The sequence below is a fragment of the Mucilaginibacter aquariorum genome (assembly GCF_024498135.1).
Taxonomy (GTDB): domain Bacteria; phylum Bacteroidota; class Bacteroidia; order Sphingobacteriales; family Sphingobacteriaceae; genus Mucilaginibacter; species Mucilaginibacter aquariorum.
Window position 1 is genome coordinate 2,386,269 of the sequence record NZ_JANHOH010000001.1, and the last position, 14,555, is coordinate 2,400,823.

Genomic DNA, 14,555 nt, shown 5'->3' on the forward strand with positions numbered 1-14,555 from the left:
ATAATTCATTATGAACGCAATCATCATCAATTTCTTTTTGGCGGCACTTATGTTCGTCATCATGATCTTCTTACTGGTTTTTATCATCGATTATTTTAGACGAAAAAAGATCAAAAACACATTATTGTCCAGACTGAACCAGACCGCGGCTTACAACCAGGCCGAATTGGATACCGTAGCATTCCCGGGCGACCGGGTGATCGGGATCGACCAGAAGGAAAGGATACTGATATATTTTAACGGAAGGCACAAACCGGAAATCATTGATTTAAAGGATATCGTTTACTGTAACATCAATAAGCATTTCCACAGGCGCCATTTACATAGCATTCAGTTAGAATTAATGCATGGAAATACTGAAAAGCTCCATTTACTGCCATTTTACCAAAAGCCTGTTGATACGGAATTTAACTTGACTTCGGCAATGAAAAACGCTGAAAAATGGCACAGCATCATTTCGCGATGTCTTCCGGGAAGCGCGCCGCGCGCGCAATTGCTCACCTGATGACGGCATCAGGATCCCGTTTGATCATCATCAATAACGGAGTGATCGCCCGGCAACCGTCGCTCATGATAACACTTTTCGGCGATCATTTGGCTGACGGCCGGCAGCCTTCTGCCGTTTAAAACAAATCGGTGAAATATTCTAATACTGCGCCGACCGCAGTGAAATTTTATGAAAATTGAACTCCTGATCCCAGAAGCATGTACGCATAATTTTGCACGTAATCATTTTATTATTACAGCGTTATGATATATAGTTAAAACAAATAGCTTTCTATTTGTTATATTTGTACTACATCATGTTAATGAACAATACCACATATCGCCCGCAACTGGCCGGACCTGCAAAAAGCAGCCCGGAAGTAAACGTTGTGCGGCTTCCTGTTTGTTCATTCGGATCCGCTGTCGCATTCGTTATCCTTCAAAGCAGCAAGGACTTTATTAATTAAGCCCTGACCATATATGGTTTGGGGCCAGTTTTAAACGATCGTTTTTCACTGTCTAATAAAGTTAATCATGCTATATTTTCCACTTACATCTTTAAATCTGTTACTGTATCAAAGCAGTAAAATACAGTCTTCCTTCTTGCTGTATGGTTTGTCGGTGCAGGTACATTTCCATTTCGGGTTCTATGCCCAGACCACCAGCAAGGACTTTGTAAAGTAAGCCCCGGACCGATCCAGGTTTGGGGCCAGTCAACCGCTTGGCTGATTTTTTCACTTTTTAATTTATTGCTTTATGAAGAATTTTCGCTTCAGATCTGGAATAGGTCTGGTATTTATCGCACTTTTTATTTTAAATATTGGTTTGGTGGTGACTGCGGTCATCACAACCAATTACCTGCTGATCGCTATGGCGATCGTGCTTTCCTGTGCCCAGTTTTACCTGCATGACCGCTTTGGGCGCAGCTACCGTACTTTAAAAAATTATCCTTTCCGTCAGCACCTGAAGGACTGGTTTTACTTTCTTCCGGAAAGGGTCAGCAGGCGGTTCATGAAAACGCCGCGGACAAATACCGAACTGACAGAAAAAGAATGTTTGCTGCTTGCCCGCCGCTCAAAGAGCGCGGAGACCATTGTGGTTGAGGATAATCTGCTGCCTGAAAACGATCCCGGCTTTGAATATGTGCGGACGAACCCTGCCTTTTTTTCACTTGGCCCATTGGATCTGACGGTAAATATCGGCACGGCACAATGCCTTCAAACCTATAGTTTAAGTGTATTGAATTTCGGCGCGCTGGACCGCGGCAGGGTAGCAAATGAAAGCGTCCACGCACTTTCCCAGGCAGCCTACATGTGCGGCTGTGCCGTAAACTCCGGGGAAAAAGGCCTGACACCCGAAATGGTGAGGGGCGGCGGGGATATCGTCTGGCATATCAGTTACAATGATCTGGCACTCAGGAACCCGGACCGATCTTTTAATGTAACACTGTTGCAGACGATCGCCGCCAAACCGTATGTCAAAATGATCGAACTACGGCTTTATTCCACACAGGTGGCCGGCCAGGAAAAGACGCCCAATGAATGGGCAGTCTTCACCCTGATCAGCAAGCTCCGGCTCTGGTCAGGTGGTAAGCCGGTTGGGATACACCTGTTGAACCCGGATAAGGAATTGGTAGGCCACCTCATCAGATCAATGGATCAGGCAGGTGTTTACCTGGATTTTATCAGTATTGAGGAGTCATGGGCGGCGAATCGTTTGATGCACAAAGACGCTGAGCAGCGTTTCTTCGAGGCGTTATTTACGGCTAAAACGATGCTTCGCAGCTACGGACTAACAACAAAACTGATCGCTACCGGCGTTATCCTGACGGAATATGATATCCTGCGCCTGTGCGCATTGGGTGCCGATGCCTGTTTTAGTGCGGCGGGTACGCTGATGGAAAATGGATTGCATCCCCAACAGCTGATACGCAGGCTGATATCACCCGGTATCCGGTTAGCGAACTTTCAGCGCAATACGATTGAGGCCACCCGCGTGCTGATGCAGCACTGCGGTTACGAGCACTTGTCGGAAGCCGACCCGGCAGATTTTTTCAGAAGGCTCAGCGCGTTCGAGATCGTCTCACTGCAAGACATTTTTGGCCAGACGGGGCAAGAAAGATATGTAACGCCATTGGTCTATCTCAACTGAGCGATAGGACCCCGTTTATTCATTTTTAATAAAATAAAGAAATATGAACACACAACCATTAATTATTGTTCAGCGGGAGCTGGACATTTTAAAAAGATATCTGCAGGATACCGTTTTAACGGATTTTAATAAAAAGAACCTTTCAGCGGAACTGGCCAATGCAAAGATCGTGGACGAACATGATCTTCCGGATGACGCGATCGGCCTGAATACGGTCGTGCACGTCCGGGAACGGCAAAGCAAACAGAGTTTTATTTTTCAAATCGTGTCGCCCGCGGTGGCAGACTTCAGAAAAAACAAGGTGTCAGTTCTGGCCCCTATCGCCATCGCCCTCCTCGGTTACCGCAAAGGGTCGACGACCAAATGGGAAATGCCGGGGGGCGTACAGGAATTTGAGATACTGAAAGTTACGCGCGTCCACCAGGAACAGGCTGTTAACGAATAGTTCAGGGTGCGGACCTTTCAAACGGCAATGGCGACAATTTTCTTTAACCTTAAATTATAAAAAAACATGAGAAAGCATTTTCAATTAACCTTGACCATTGAGGATTTTAAATTATTAATGAAATATTATTTTACAAAAGGACTGTCTGTTTTTAATAAACGGAAGCTATTTGTGGAATTAAATGATGCGCATATCGTTAGCGAAGGCCTCATGCCACTGAATATTGCACGGCAGGGTTCAAAGGTACTGGTGAGGAACATTGGCAAAAACCAGATCTATCGCGTCCATATGATCCTGCAAAACTCCGTTCCTGAAAGGTCAAATAGTATACTGATGTCAGACCCTTTATCGATCGCCTTGCTGGGCTACGCCGATGGTCATCGCACCGAATGGGAAATGCCGGATGGCATTCAGCAATTTGAACTGGTATCCGTTCGGCGTGATATGGAGGAACCTGCATTTGAGATGGCCGGTAACCCGGACCGCTACGAGGGTGAAGAAGCCCTTTTCGTTTAATTGACGGTAAACTGGAAATGGATGGGTGTAGCCCACATTACGGCCGCTCAGACTGATTAAAAGCCCGCTGCTATTGCCGGTCCATTCTTATTTGCCGCCGCTGCCGGCACTATAGCGAAAGCTCTGGTGATGCCATCGCTTGGCAACAGGCGGCAGATTGCCTGGCGAGCCAAATCTGCAGCAATTTGAAGATGGCTTTTCAGGTATTTGCGCAACGCGCTTTGGGCGGAGTAAGGACACAGTCCCACATACCTTATGCAGGGTCAGGTAAATCCTGTTCCCTGCTCATTTATTACTGGCAGGTTTTTTCGATCACAAAATCATGATCTGGAAGCCTGTTTTTAAGAATTTAAATTATTATTATGAATCAAGTACTGGAAAACCTCTTTATCGTAGGTTGTATCTTAGCGATAATACTCATCCCGGCCTGTCTGGCTGTGATCAGCTCGCGCAAACGAAAAAAGCAAAAAATCAGCCGTGAACTTAAAGCGGCTGAGCAGGCAAGGGATCTTTCATTTCATCATGTGGACGAGGTGGACGATTTTATCCTGGCGCTCGATCCTGTCAGAAAAAAGCTGATCCGGATGAGTCACGCAGATTTTGCGATCGGCCAGTTCGACCTGGAAGGTCTCGACAGCTGCGTCCTGATAGAAATAAAACGCGGCGATACACTTCAGCTTTTACAGCTTGGCCTGCGCGACAAGGATCAAAAATTATCACACATCGTTTTTTACAAACAATACCAGGGGAATGACTGGCATTTGAAACGTACGATCCGGCTGGCGGAAAAATGGAAGGACCTCATACAGGAGATAATCCGCCCGGCTGCTTAATCAGGAAACCCTTCGGCAAAAAGCGAAGGGCTCTCTTTTGTAAAATTCCCCTTATTTATGCTTATGAACAAGTTCCAAATTCCGCTCATCATTATGCTTTTGCTCTCTTTTACAGGATGCGAGAAAAAGAATGCGCATCGGTCCGATCCTGTGGATAATTGCCGCAACTTAACCCTTGAAGTAACCGACCTATACCCCGGGGACAGGGTTTACCTATATTATGATATCCGCTTGCTGCTGCGCGAAAAAGTTGATTCAACGGGCGCCCAAAATTTTCAGCGGATGTTTTGCAACCGCTATGGCCAGCAAGGGGAGCTGCGGATCGTAATCATGGAAGATAAAAATGTCCTGATCGATACGGCTTTAAGAATTAAAAAAACGGCTATAGGCTATCATATTTCAGCCAACCGTTTTCTTCGCAGCCTATCCATAGTCCCTTTAGCTGACTAATATTGTTTAAACCTAAACCTTACTTTATTTCAGATTGGAAGACTATTGGCATTTGGCTCTGCCTATTATATTGGTAAATCCCGCAGCTAGAACGGGACATAAACTTTGTGAACACTCTTTAAGATATGGTATTTTTATATTAATTAAGAGCTAATATTGATATCAGTCACACAACCTATTTAAAAATATTCTTATGAAAAAAGCTGCCACTAAGAAATTGCATTTGGAAATCGCCTCCTTATTAGAAAAGGCTCTCCCCGGCAATGCAAAAATAAATTACCAGGATAATATGATTAAAGTAGTCGTTTCACGCGAGGATTTTGAGAATCGTTTTGGCGAAGTACTACATCATATAAAACATTTAATTGACGAGGAGCATCCCTTTAGATCGTACGATGTTTCGGTCCTTGTTCGCGATTCCGGCTTTCGGTTTGAACACGTTTTTAAAATCTGGAAAACATTGTAATCTTTACTTGCCAGGATCGCCTAATAATCTATAGTTCGATTATAAATGCTTGGCATCCTTTTATTGATCATAAATTGCGACCCAGCATTGAAATTAATAAGAACAGATTTAAGTTGCAACAGGCTAATCGCATTATAAAATAGTGACATAAATAATTTTAAGTGTATCATTTAATATATAAATAAAAGTCAATAAACTTTTATTTATATATTTTGCAGCGTAAATTATCAAAAAAAGAAGGAAATGCTATTAACAGCAAATGCCCGGTCCACTAGTTAAAAGAATGAAAAAGATAATCCGCCCCTTAATATAGATTATTATTTGTTTAAGCTCTCCACATCCGGGTATTCATAGGGCTTGTGTGAAAAGATGAATTTGACACGGTCGCTATCTTTGTAACGAGTCTCCGTACTATCCTGAGGCAAATTTCCGTAAGTCACCTTGTAAGAAAATTTTCCGCTGTCCTTCGGATCCAGACCGGATATATATTCCACCCGTTCGAGACCGCCACGTGCCTGCGCATCATAGTCGTAATAGAAATTTTTTAGTTTGTAGGTGATCAATACAAAGTGTTCTTCCGCAGTATGGTGTTTAAAATTGCTTTGCGTGCTTTCAAAGGCCGCGGAATCTCCGTATAAAACTGATATCGTATGCTCATGCAGGTTTAAAAATGCAGTCATCTGCACTCCTGCTGTTTGTAAAACGTCAGCTGTTGTTGTTGTCCGCGGAGGGAGCTGGCTGCTGCAAGAGCTGATGACGCCGAATACGAGTAGTAAAATTGACATTGCTTTCATGATATTCATTTTAAAAGGTTAAAAAATCGGAGTTATAAGATTTTAAGTATTATCGGTATTTGTCGGTTACCGCAACAATTCGCGGAAGAACGGATAGAACATTTATTTGGGGACCGGATCGCGCTTACCCATATTCATCAATACAACCGCAAACAGGATAAGCATAACGCCTGTCCATTGAAACAGGCTTACCGGCTCTTCAAGTAACTGATGCGCCATGAATACAGAAACGGGAATTTCAATAGAGGCAACGATGGCGCCCAGCCCAATTCCCGTTAATGGCATTCCCCTGGTGAACAACAATGGTGGCAGGACAGTCCCAAATAAGGAGACGACCAAACCCCAACTTAGAAATATCCCAAAAGAAAAATGCGGATTAAGCGAGGCGTGAAAAATGATCAGGATAATAACCAGCCCGCCGAGGATCATAAAAAGGCTTCTTTTTAAGGGAGGCAGATGCAGCTCTAATTTATTGGAGGAATACATGGTAGCCGTGTAGGATAACGCAGCCATCAATCCCCAGCCAAAACCAGTCCAGTTAACATGGATGGATTGTTTGAATAAATTAGTAGCCAGTATTGTTCCGGCCAGGATGATCACAACGGCTATGATCTTCCGGGAACCGGGCACTTTTCTTTGTATGATCATTTCTACCAAAACACCCATCCATACTGTTTGGATCAGCAATACAATGGCGACACTGACCGGTATATATTGTACGGACAAGTAGTAGAAAATGCTGGTTAAACCTAACGAGGTTCCGGCTACAATCAGTTTAACGATGCTTTTGACAGCAATTGTATTTGTTTCCTTTACCGCAGCCGGTTTTTTAAACAAAGTTAAGATCAGCAGTACGGCAAATCCGACGGCAAACTGCGACATGGTCACCTCAGCTGTATTGAAGCCGTCCTGATAGGCCATTTTCACAAAGGTTCCCAACATACCATAGCAGGCTGCTCCCAATACAATGAAAATACTCCCTTTGAGTACCTGGCTTTTCATTGTTGTGGAAGTTCAAGGTCAATCAGGTCTTTCAATTCCTGATGCGATAGCGCAATAGCTTTTTGAACCTTTTCAGGGCCGTAGGATATGCCGTTAATGGCAATCGTATGGATATGGTGGACACCCATAATATTGAACACGGTTTTCAGATAAGGATCCTGAAAATTCATGTGTTCATTATACCCACCCTTTTCATAACCCTGATCGCCTCTTGAAAGCAGCAGGAATAAAGTTTTGTTCTCCAGCAAACCGATATAGGGATATTGCAGGTTAGTAGCGTCAAATTTAAATGTTTCATTCACACGCACTACTTGGTCGATGTAAGCTTTTAATGCGCTGGGAATAGACCAATTGTACATGGGCGTACCCATGACGATCATATCAGCATGGTGCAGTTCAGCAATAAAGGCATCGCTGATTTCGAGCGCTTTTTTGTCATCTTCCGTCCTGGCTGCTTCAGGCTTAAAAGCGGCAGCAATCCAATTTTCGTTAACATGAGGCACATGGCTACTTCCCAGTTCCCGGTAAGTGATCTCTGCATCGTTTTGTATGCCTTGCAAGTGTTCTGTAAATATTTCTGTGAGTTTTCTGCTTTGGGATCTTTGCCCTCTTGCACTCGCATTGATGACCAATACTTTTTTCATTTTCTTAATTTTATTCAAAATTATCCGCTATTTGGATTATATTTACATACCAGTTTTCATAATAAACACGGCCCAGATGCTTCCATATAAAACATTGATCCAGGTTGACCGGAACTCATCAGTTTCCCTGCATATCCAGGTTTGCAATATTTTTATTTCACTGATCACCGATGGTACCTTACAGCCGTCTGATATGTTGCCAAGCTCCCGGATACTTGCTGACCTGATCGGTATTGCACGAAATACCGTTAAACTAGCCTATGAAGAACTGATCAGCCAGGGATGGGCAGAATCAGCAGAACGAAAAGGGATTTTTGTACTGTCTAAATTGCCGGTTCGTTCCAAAGCGTTTACATCGGATGCCGCAGCAGCTAAAAATGATGCGGCAACCTTTGACTGGAAAAAGGACTTCGGCAAGATTCTGCCTAACGAAAACCTTCAGCAGATCACCCTTGCGATAGATGATGGCTTCCCTGATGTGCGGCTTGCACCTGTGGATGTGCTGATGCGGGAATACCGCAGCCTGTCCAGGAGGTACCATGGCAAAAACTTTCTTAAATATGGCAATGCAATGGGTTCTGAAAATCTCAGGGTCGCGCTTCAGAGTTATCTGGCGCACAGCAGGGGCCTCACAACCAGCCTTGATAACATCCTGGTTACCAAAGGCAGCCAGATGGGCATCTTTCTTGCAGCCCATTTGCTTTTACAACCCGGTGACCAGATCGCTGTCGGGGTATCCAATTACGGTTCAGCCGATGATACCTTCAGGTTTGCCGGTGCCAGCCTGCTGAGGATTCCCGTAGATGATCACGGCATGAATGTGGATGATCTTGAAAGACGATTAAAAAAAAATAAGATAAAAGCGGTTTATATTATTCCTCACCACCATTTCCCCACAACGGTGACCATGAGTATGGAAAGACGTATGAAACTGTTGAACTTGGCCAAAGAACACCGGTTTGCCATCATTGAGGACGATTACGATTTTGATTTCCATTATGATAATAAACCTTATGTCCCACTGGCCAGTATAGATCACGATCATAATGTGATCTATATCGGATCAATTTCTAAAACATTCGCTCCCGCTTTACGCATAGGCTTTATGGTCGCCTCACAGGGTTTTGTGGAATCGGCTTCGACGATACGACAGCTAATTGATAAACAAGGTGATACTTTGTTGGAGGAAGCCTTCGCGGTATTATTCACCGATGGTGAAATGGACAGGCATTTTCGGAAATCACTGAAGATTTATAAGCAACGGCGAAACTTGTTTTGTGATATGATCAAAGCAAACCTAAAAGATAAGGTCGATTTTAAGATACCGGAAGGAGGATTGGGCGTTTGGGTGAACTTTGATAAAGGGATCAACCTTTCCGCATTATCTGCAAAAGCAGCGAAAAACGGCCTATATATCGGCGACGGCTCCTTTTACCGGAACGAAAGCTTTTCACCTAACGCGCTTCGGATGGGATTTGCATCACTTCGTGAAAACGAAATGGAACAGGCATTAGCAATCCTTACCAACAGTTTGCCATAGTTAAATATCGGTATGGTCAAAAGATGTATAGAGATTAATACCAGTTCCTGATGAAATACCTTCTTGCTTCATAGATCCGCAGAACGATTGATAGCAGCTCCGGATTGTTTCCCTTCCTTATAAATGTCCGGAAATCCGTTCGGAAATAAACTTTGTGCCACCGGGTTCATATCCATTGCCTCCCGGATTAGTTTAATCTTTCCATTTTCGCTGACCAGCCTGCCCATATAGGTTTGGTGATACGGCCTGCCTGTTTGGGTCGCGATAACATCAACCTCATATTCGGCAAAAACACGTTCAGGCGTTTCCATATGTATTTTGATGTGCTGAAAGCGAAAATCCTGAAACGTCTGTGGCAGTCCCGTAAAAAATTCATGCAGCACTTCATGTCTTCCCAACGCCAGGTCATGCCTATACTGGGTCTATCTAATTTTAAAATCTGGTATGTAAAAGGGATCCAGCAGTGCCTTACCTTTGAGTCATTAAATCCATAAATAAACAAATAAAGATTATGAAAAATTCATTTAAAGTACCCCAGCTTCTCTTACGCCTTGCATTAGGTATCGGTTTTCTTACAACTGTTTCAGACAGGCTCGGCTTATTACCTGCCGATACCAGGAACATAGAATGGGGCGCATGGGATAAATTCATTGATTATACCGCTACGCTGATGCCGTTTTTGGACAGGCCTGTTGTAAACGTTATGGGGGGCATAGCTACCCTATTTGAAACATCAATAGGTATTTTGCTGATCATCGGTTTCAAAACACGTTACGCCGCTATCGCTAGCTGTATGCTTACTCTGACCTTCGCTCTCGCCATGACGGCATTTTTAGGCATAAAGGCTCCTATCAATTTCGCCGTATTCGGAACTTGTACCGGCAGCTTGTTATTATCAACTATCCCGGTATACAATTGGAGTTTGGACAACTTAGGTAAAAATGCAGAATAAGTTTAGCATGAAAATCATCATGTTAAAGCCAGGCGATCAAATGGTCCCGATTTTTAAGATCAGCACCGTATTCCCGGCATTCGGGGGCTCCGGCAAAGGCAACGATTTTGGACAGACCTTCAGCACATGTGGTTAGGAAGGTTAGGGTATTATTAATGGATTCAGGCATGATTTCTTTCCAGATCCTATATTCATCATGAAAAAGTATTTAATTCTACTGGCTGTTATGCTCCCGCTCGGTGCATTTGCGCAACTTGAAGTTTACGACAGGTATACACCGGGAGGAAAACATGAGCCCAATATTAACTATTTCGGCTCGAAAAAACTATCAGACCGTTTTGCGTTGACTTACTTCGGCCTGCTTGAACATCAATGGGGCGAGGCGCTGGTTGGCGCGAGCTACGCGCCTATGCCATCATTGATCCTGGGTCTCAGCGCGGGAATAGAACATGGGACGAGCAGTCCACGATATAGCGCAAGCATATGGACGGGAAATAAAACAACCACATTTGCAGCATTATGGGAACTAGGTGAAGGAAAATCAAATTATTTATATAAAGCCAACCTGTTCTATAATTACACCAATACGGTTACCATCGGCTTAACTGCCTGGCGCAAGCATGGCGTGGGGCCAAATTTCAGGTACACGGTCCCACATATCAAATCAACGCTCTGGATCATGCCGGCTTATGATTTGGACGCGGACAAAACGAGGATAATGGCCGGCATACAGATCCCGGTACAGTAGTATTTAAAGCAGTTCAGGACCTGTAGTGGAAGATAAACTGGGCCTGAGTATATTTTCAGACTGGGGCAGTAACCGAAGAGCCAGCCCCATTAATTTTGCAGGACGATTGGGCCTGAGAAAGACTCTCTAATAATAAACAAAATCAGCAGGAATGAATAAGCAGGGGCAAACAAAAGATATACAAGCAGTATTGAATAGCTTTTATCAAAATGTCGGCGAAAAGAATGCAGAAGGAATGGTCGCATTGTGCGCCGAACAGATCGACTGGTATATTGCAAAATCTGATTTTTTGCCATGGACAGGAAAACGGAAAAGTAAAGCAGATATTAAAGAAGCCCTTAACTTATTGTTTAACGCGCATGTAGATGGCGAAGACCAGTTTGAGCCGGGCCATATTTTCATAGATGGTCAAGAAGCAGCCGTTTTTGGATTTGCCTCACGGGTTGCCAAAGCAACGGGCAAAAGATTTAGTACCCAATTTTGCCAGCGTTTTACAATTGAAGATGGTAAAATATCAAAATTCCTTATGCTGGAGGACACGCCTCAAGTTGAAAAGGCGTTCAAATAAATTTCGACTGATCAGATAAAATTAAGAAAAATGGAAACACGTATTAAAATTGACAAAGTAGAACCAGCCGGTTACCAGGCTGTGTTGGGCATGGAAAAATTTATTGAAAGCACAAACCTTACCAAAACACATAAGGATCTGATCAAAATCAGGGCCTCTCAGATCAATGGTTGTGCTTTTTGCATCGACATGCATACTAAAGAGGCGCGCAAGGCCGGTGAGACGGAACAACGTATTTATGCGCTGACTGCCTGGAGAGACACTCCGTTTTTTTCGGCGGAAGAACGTGCGATCCTTGCGCTGACTGAGGAGGTTACCCTGATCCACAATCATGTAAAAGATGAGACCTACGCCGCGGCTGCAGCCGTGTTGGACGAAACATACCTGGCGGATGTGATCTTGGCAATCATCACGATCAACGTTTGGAACAGAATAGGTATTACTACCCAACTCGTTCCTGCATGATAAATTAGTTGTATAGTAACGATTATGATAAAGCCCTCGCAAGAGGGCTTTTTGGTAAAACTTGGTTGAGATCAGTTCCTGACGCCGGATGTGATATTGGGCTGCTTTTCAGGACTGCCATAAGACTCCAGCTCTGACTTAGTCCAATCTATAAAACAAAAAAGAACATCTGAAAAAAAAGTTAATACAATGAAAACAATTAAAGAAAGTAACAAAGGCATCAGTACGTTACTAGCCTTTGCATTAATTCCCCTTTCCGGCTTTGCAACGGACATTTACATTCCATCCTTGCCCACAATGGCCGGAGGACTTCATGTTTCCTCTCCCTCAATACAATGTCTTTGGTGCTATTTTTTATTACCTCCGGTATCAGTCAATTATTTACGGGTGCAATTCTGGATAGTTTCGGCCGGTACTGGGCCAGCCTGATCGCACTTGCCGTATTCGCATTTGCCAGTTTCTCCATTGCTTTATTTCCTAATATTTATCTGCTTTATGCCATGCGCGATGTCCAGGGCATCACCATTTCATTAATCGTAGTGGGAAAGCGCGCATTTTTTGTCGATGTGTATTCCGGTGAAAAGCTGAAGCATTATACCAGCTTATTTGTGATCATATGGTCGACTGCCCCGATCCTGGCGCCCTTTATAGGCGGATATCTTCAAAGTATATGGGGCTGGCAATCTAATTTTTATTTCCTGGGTATTTTGGCGGTAATCTTTTTTATACTGGAATTGGTGTTCAGTGGCGAATCGCTTAAACATTTCCACCCATTTAAAGCTAAGCCAATCCTGGACGTTTATGGGCACATGCTGCGTACCAGGGACTTTGCGTTGGGCCTCATCATTCTGGGTTCCTGCTACGGACTCGTGGTGATGTATGGAATGGCGAGCCCATTTATTATTGAGCGGGTATTCCATTTTTCGCCGGTAACGAATGGTTACAGTTCTTTACTATCCGGTGTTGCAATAATGCTTGGCGGTGCTATCGCCAAAGCGCTCATTAAAGTGCCCATACAGAAAAAAGTTCCGGTTGCCCTTATATCGATCGTATTGTTTTCCATTCTGATGCTGGTATCCGGTGTCACCAACGGCAATACCTACCTGATGACCGCGCTTACGATTGGACTTCATACCAGCGGCGGCTTTATATTTAACGTGGTCTACGGGTACTATTTAGGCCGTTTCTCGAAGAACGCCGGTACAGCTGCCGGCCTTACCGGAGGCGGCATGTACATTGCCAGCTCAGCGATCTGCTATAGTATGGTAAATTTATTCGGTATCCGCACGCAAACCATACTCGGCGCGGCGAATATAACAGGTGTCGTGTTGGTCATCATCCTGTTCATCGCCTTTAGCAAGTTCAGGAATATTCGCCTGAATGCAGAAGCAGCAACCGTTAATGCCGCAATGGCATCATAAACATACTCCCTCGTTAACGCTATTATATCAAAATATTGACAATTAATTATCTGGTTGCCTTCCACTCTTATCCGGCGGCGGCGAACAATTACTGAAAGGATAAATAAGGTAGTATTTTAATTAAATTGTTTACTACAGAACAGCGGCGTTTTAAAAACGCCGCTGTTTTTTTTACTAAACTTCCTAAGCATTTTTTTAGCTGCCCTTAATAGTCATTGACTTGATTCGTTTGTCAACGAAATTATGCTGCGCTTCATTGCTATCTGAGTTGATTAGCCCGTCAGGGTCATCTGGATCACGAGGAATTTGAAATCTGGACCAAAATCAGGGGACGGCACCTACTTAAATTAGATTGAAAATCAATCAATTAAATCTCAGATGTAATTATGCGCAATCTTTCAAACCTTATATCAAAGGACGCCGGGGGCGTCTTTTTTAAACTATTACTTTGCTTTCTTTTCTTAAATGTCGCAACACCTGCACGCGCCCAGTTAGAGGTCTATGGGAAATTTCGAGCCGGAGGAGCTTTCGAACCAGTCATAGATTATAACGGCACAAAGCTCATCAATGATAAATTTTCCATCATTTACTTTGGACTTATACGTAAAACCTGGGGGCAGGCACTGATCAGTTTGTCCTACTCACCAACCAAAAAAATCAGTGTTTCTGCGGGTATGGGGATCGAACACGCCTCTAATTCGCCGAGATACACGGCAAGTTTCTTTACAAGAAGCGATCGTACGACGTTTCTTTTATTAGGCGAATTGGGAAGTGGTAATAGTAATTATCTGTATAAAATGAATCTGTTCCACCAGTACACGGACCAATTCACTTTTGGTGCCACTGCTTGGCGTTACCATGGATTGGGACCAAATTTCAGGTGGCTGGTCCCTAAGCTTCAAACCACTTTATGGGCAATGCCAGCCTACGATATTGATGCCAGGTACGGAAGGCTTATGCTGGGCGTAAGTTTAAAAATATAACCGGACAATAATTTAGAAATGTCTAACTGGATCATCCACAATATATAATGTGGGTCAATTATTAGCTTGGTTGGATTGCTACTTTCGATAA

The 14,555-nt window shown here is 43.7% G+C and carries 18 protein-coding genes; 14 read left to right on the top strand and 4 right to left on the bottom strand.

Going from position 1 to position 14,555, the window contains the following annotated elements:
• The first annotated feature begins 10 nt into the window (after positions 1 to 10).
• From NPE20_RS10385 to NPE20_RS10415, 7 genes are all read left to right on the top strand, one after another.
• Positions 11 to 505 (top strand): hypothetical protein, encoded by a 495-nt coding sequence (locus NPE20_RS10385; RefSeq protein WP_256538553.1) that lies wholly within the window; start codon positions 11 to 13, stop codon positions 503 to 505.
• A 737-nt stretch (positions 506 to 1,242) separates the two neighbouring features.
• A complete protein-coding gene (locus tag NPE20_RS10390) occupies positions 1,243 to 2,637 on the top strand; it encodes a beta/alpha barrel domain-containing protein (protein ID WP_256538554.1) in 1,395 nt (464 codons plus the stop codon).
• Positions 2,638 to 2,680: 43 nt separating this feature from the next.
• The gene (locus tag NPE20_RS10395) at positions 2,681 to 3,082 is read left to right on the top strand and encodes a GreA/GreB family elongation factor (protein WP_256538555.1); all 402 of its coding nucleotides are present in this window, start codon (positions 2,681 to 2,683) and stop codon (positions 3,080 to 3,082) included.
• 66 nt (positions 3,083 to 3,148) lie between these two features.
• Entirely contained in the window at positions 3,149 to 3,598 is a 450-nt protein-coding gene (locus NPE20_RS10400; protein ID WP_256538556.1) for a GreA/GreB family elongation factor, read from the top strand.
• A 362-nt stretch (positions 3,599 to 3,960) separates the two neighbouring features.
• Positions 3,961 to 4,431: a hypothetical protein gene (locus NPE20_RS10405; RefSeq protein WP_256538557.1), complete on the top strand. Its 471-nt coding sequence runs from the start codon at positions 3,961 to 3,963 to the stop codon at positions 4,429 to 4,431.
• A gap of 63 nt (positions 4,432 to 4,494) precedes the next feature.
• Positions 4,495 to 4,881: a hypothetical protein gene (locus tag NPE20_RS10410; protein WP_256538558.1), complete on the top strand. Its 387-nt coding sequence runs from the start codon at positions 4,495 to 4,497 to the stop codon at positions 4,879 to 4,881.
• Between the two features lie 193 nt (positions 4,882 to 5,074).
• The gene (locus tag NPE20_RS10415) at positions 5,075 to 5,347 is read left to right on the top strand and encodes a hypothetical protein (protein WP_256538559.1); all 273 of its coding nucleotides are present in this window, start codon (positions 5,075 to 5,077) and stop codon (positions 5,345 to 5,347) included.
• A gap of 317 nt (positions 5,348 to 5,664) precedes the next feature.
• Here the strand turns inward: NPE20_RS10415 and NPE20_RS10420 are convergent, their stop codons facing one another.
• From NPE20_RS10420 to NPE20_RS10430, 3 genes are all read right to left on the bottom strand, one after another.
• The gene (locus NPE20_RS10420; RefSeq protein WP_256538560.1) at positions 5,665 to 6,141 is read right to left on the bottom strand and encodes a hypothetical protein; all 477 of its coding nucleotides are present in this window, start codon (positions 6,139 to 6,141) and stop codon (positions 5,665 to 5,667) included.
• 102 nt (positions 6,142 to 6,243) lie between these two features.
• A complete protein-coding gene (locus NPE20_RS10425; RefSeq protein WP_256538561.1) occupies positions 6,244 to 7,143 on the bottom strand; it encodes a DMT family transporter in 900 nt (299 codons plus the stop codon).
• Positions 7,140 to 7,787, bottom strand: a complete 648-nt coding sequence (locus NPE20_RS10430) for an FMN-dependent NADH-azoreductase (protein WP_256538562.1) — start codon at positions 7,785 to 7,787, stop codon at positions 7,140 to 7,142. The genes NPE20_RS10425 and NPE20_RS10430 overlap by 4 nt, the downstream gene beginning before the upstream one ends.
• Before the next feature lie 76 nt (positions 7,788 to 7,863).
• Here NPE20_RS10430 and pdxR point away from each other — a divergent pair, with 76 nt between their 5' ends.
• Positions 7,864 to 9,327 carry a MocR-like pyridoxine biosynthesis transcription factor PdxR gene (gene pdxR, locus NPE20_RS10435; RefSeq protein ID WP_256538563.1) on the top strand — a complete coding sequence of 488 codons (1,464 nt, stop codon included), beginning with the start codon at positions 7,864 to 7,866 and terminating at the stop codon, positions 9,325 to 9,327.
• A 68-nt stretch (positions 9,328 to 9,395) separates the two neighbouring features.
• Here the strand turns inward: pdxR and NPE20_RS10440 are convergent, their stop codons facing one another.
• The gene (locus NPE20_RS10440) at positions 9,396 to 9,710 is read right to left on the bottom strand and encodes a nuclear transport factor 2 family protein (protein WP_354003237.1); all 315 of its coding nucleotides are present in this window, start codon (positions 9,708 to 9,710) and stop codon (positions 9,396 to 9,398) included.
• A gap of 128 nt (positions 9,711 to 9,838) precedes the next feature.
• On the opposite strand from NPE20_RS10440, the gene NPE20_RS10445 reads away from it, so the two are divergent.
• The 6 genes from NPE20_RS10445 to NPE20_RS10470 all read left to right on the top strand — a co-directional run bounded on the left by NPE20_RS10445 (position 9,839) and on the right by NPE20_RS10470 (position 14,464).
• Positions 9,839 to 10,279, top strand: a complete 441-nt coding sequence (locus tag NPE20_RS10445; RefSeq protein WP_256538565.1) for a DoxX family protein — start codon at positions 9,839 to 9,841, stop codon at positions 10,277 to 10,279.
• A gap of 196 nt (positions 10,280 to 10,475) precedes the next feature.
• A complete protein-coding gene (locus tag NPE20_RS10450) occupies positions 10,476 to 11,027 on the top strand; it encodes a hypothetical protein (RefSeq protein ID WP_256538566.1) in 552 nt (183 codons plus the stop codon).
• Between the two features lie 151 nt (positions 11,028 to 11,178).
• Positions 11,179 to 11,595, top strand: coding sequence for a nuclear transport factor 2 family protein (locus NPE20_RS10455; RefSeq protein WP_256538567.1), 417 nt, complete (start codon positions 11,179 to 11,181; stop codon positions 11,593 to 11,595).
• Positions 11,596 to 11,625: 30 nt separating this feature from the next.
• A complete protein-coding gene (locus NPE20_RS10460) occupies positions 11,626 to 12,060 on the top strand; it encodes a carboxymuconolactone decarboxylase family protein (protein WP_256538568.1) in 435 nt (144 codons plus the stop codon).
• A gap of 335 nt (positions 12,061 to 12,395) precedes the next feature.
• On the top strand, positions 12,396 to 13,481 hold the full coding sequence (locus NPE20_RS10465; RefSeq protein ID WP_256538569.1) for an MFS transporter: 1,086 nt from the start codon (positions 12,396 to 12,398) through the stop codon (positions 13,479 to 13,481).
• 386 nt (positions 13,482 to 13,867) lie between these two features.
• Positions 13,868 to 14,464, top strand: a complete 597-nt coding sequence (locus tag NPE20_RS10470) for a hypothetical protein (protein ID WP_256538570.1) — start codon at positions 13,868 to 13,870, stop codon at positions 14,462 to 14,464.
• Positions 14,465 to 14,555: the final 91 nt, after the last annotated feature.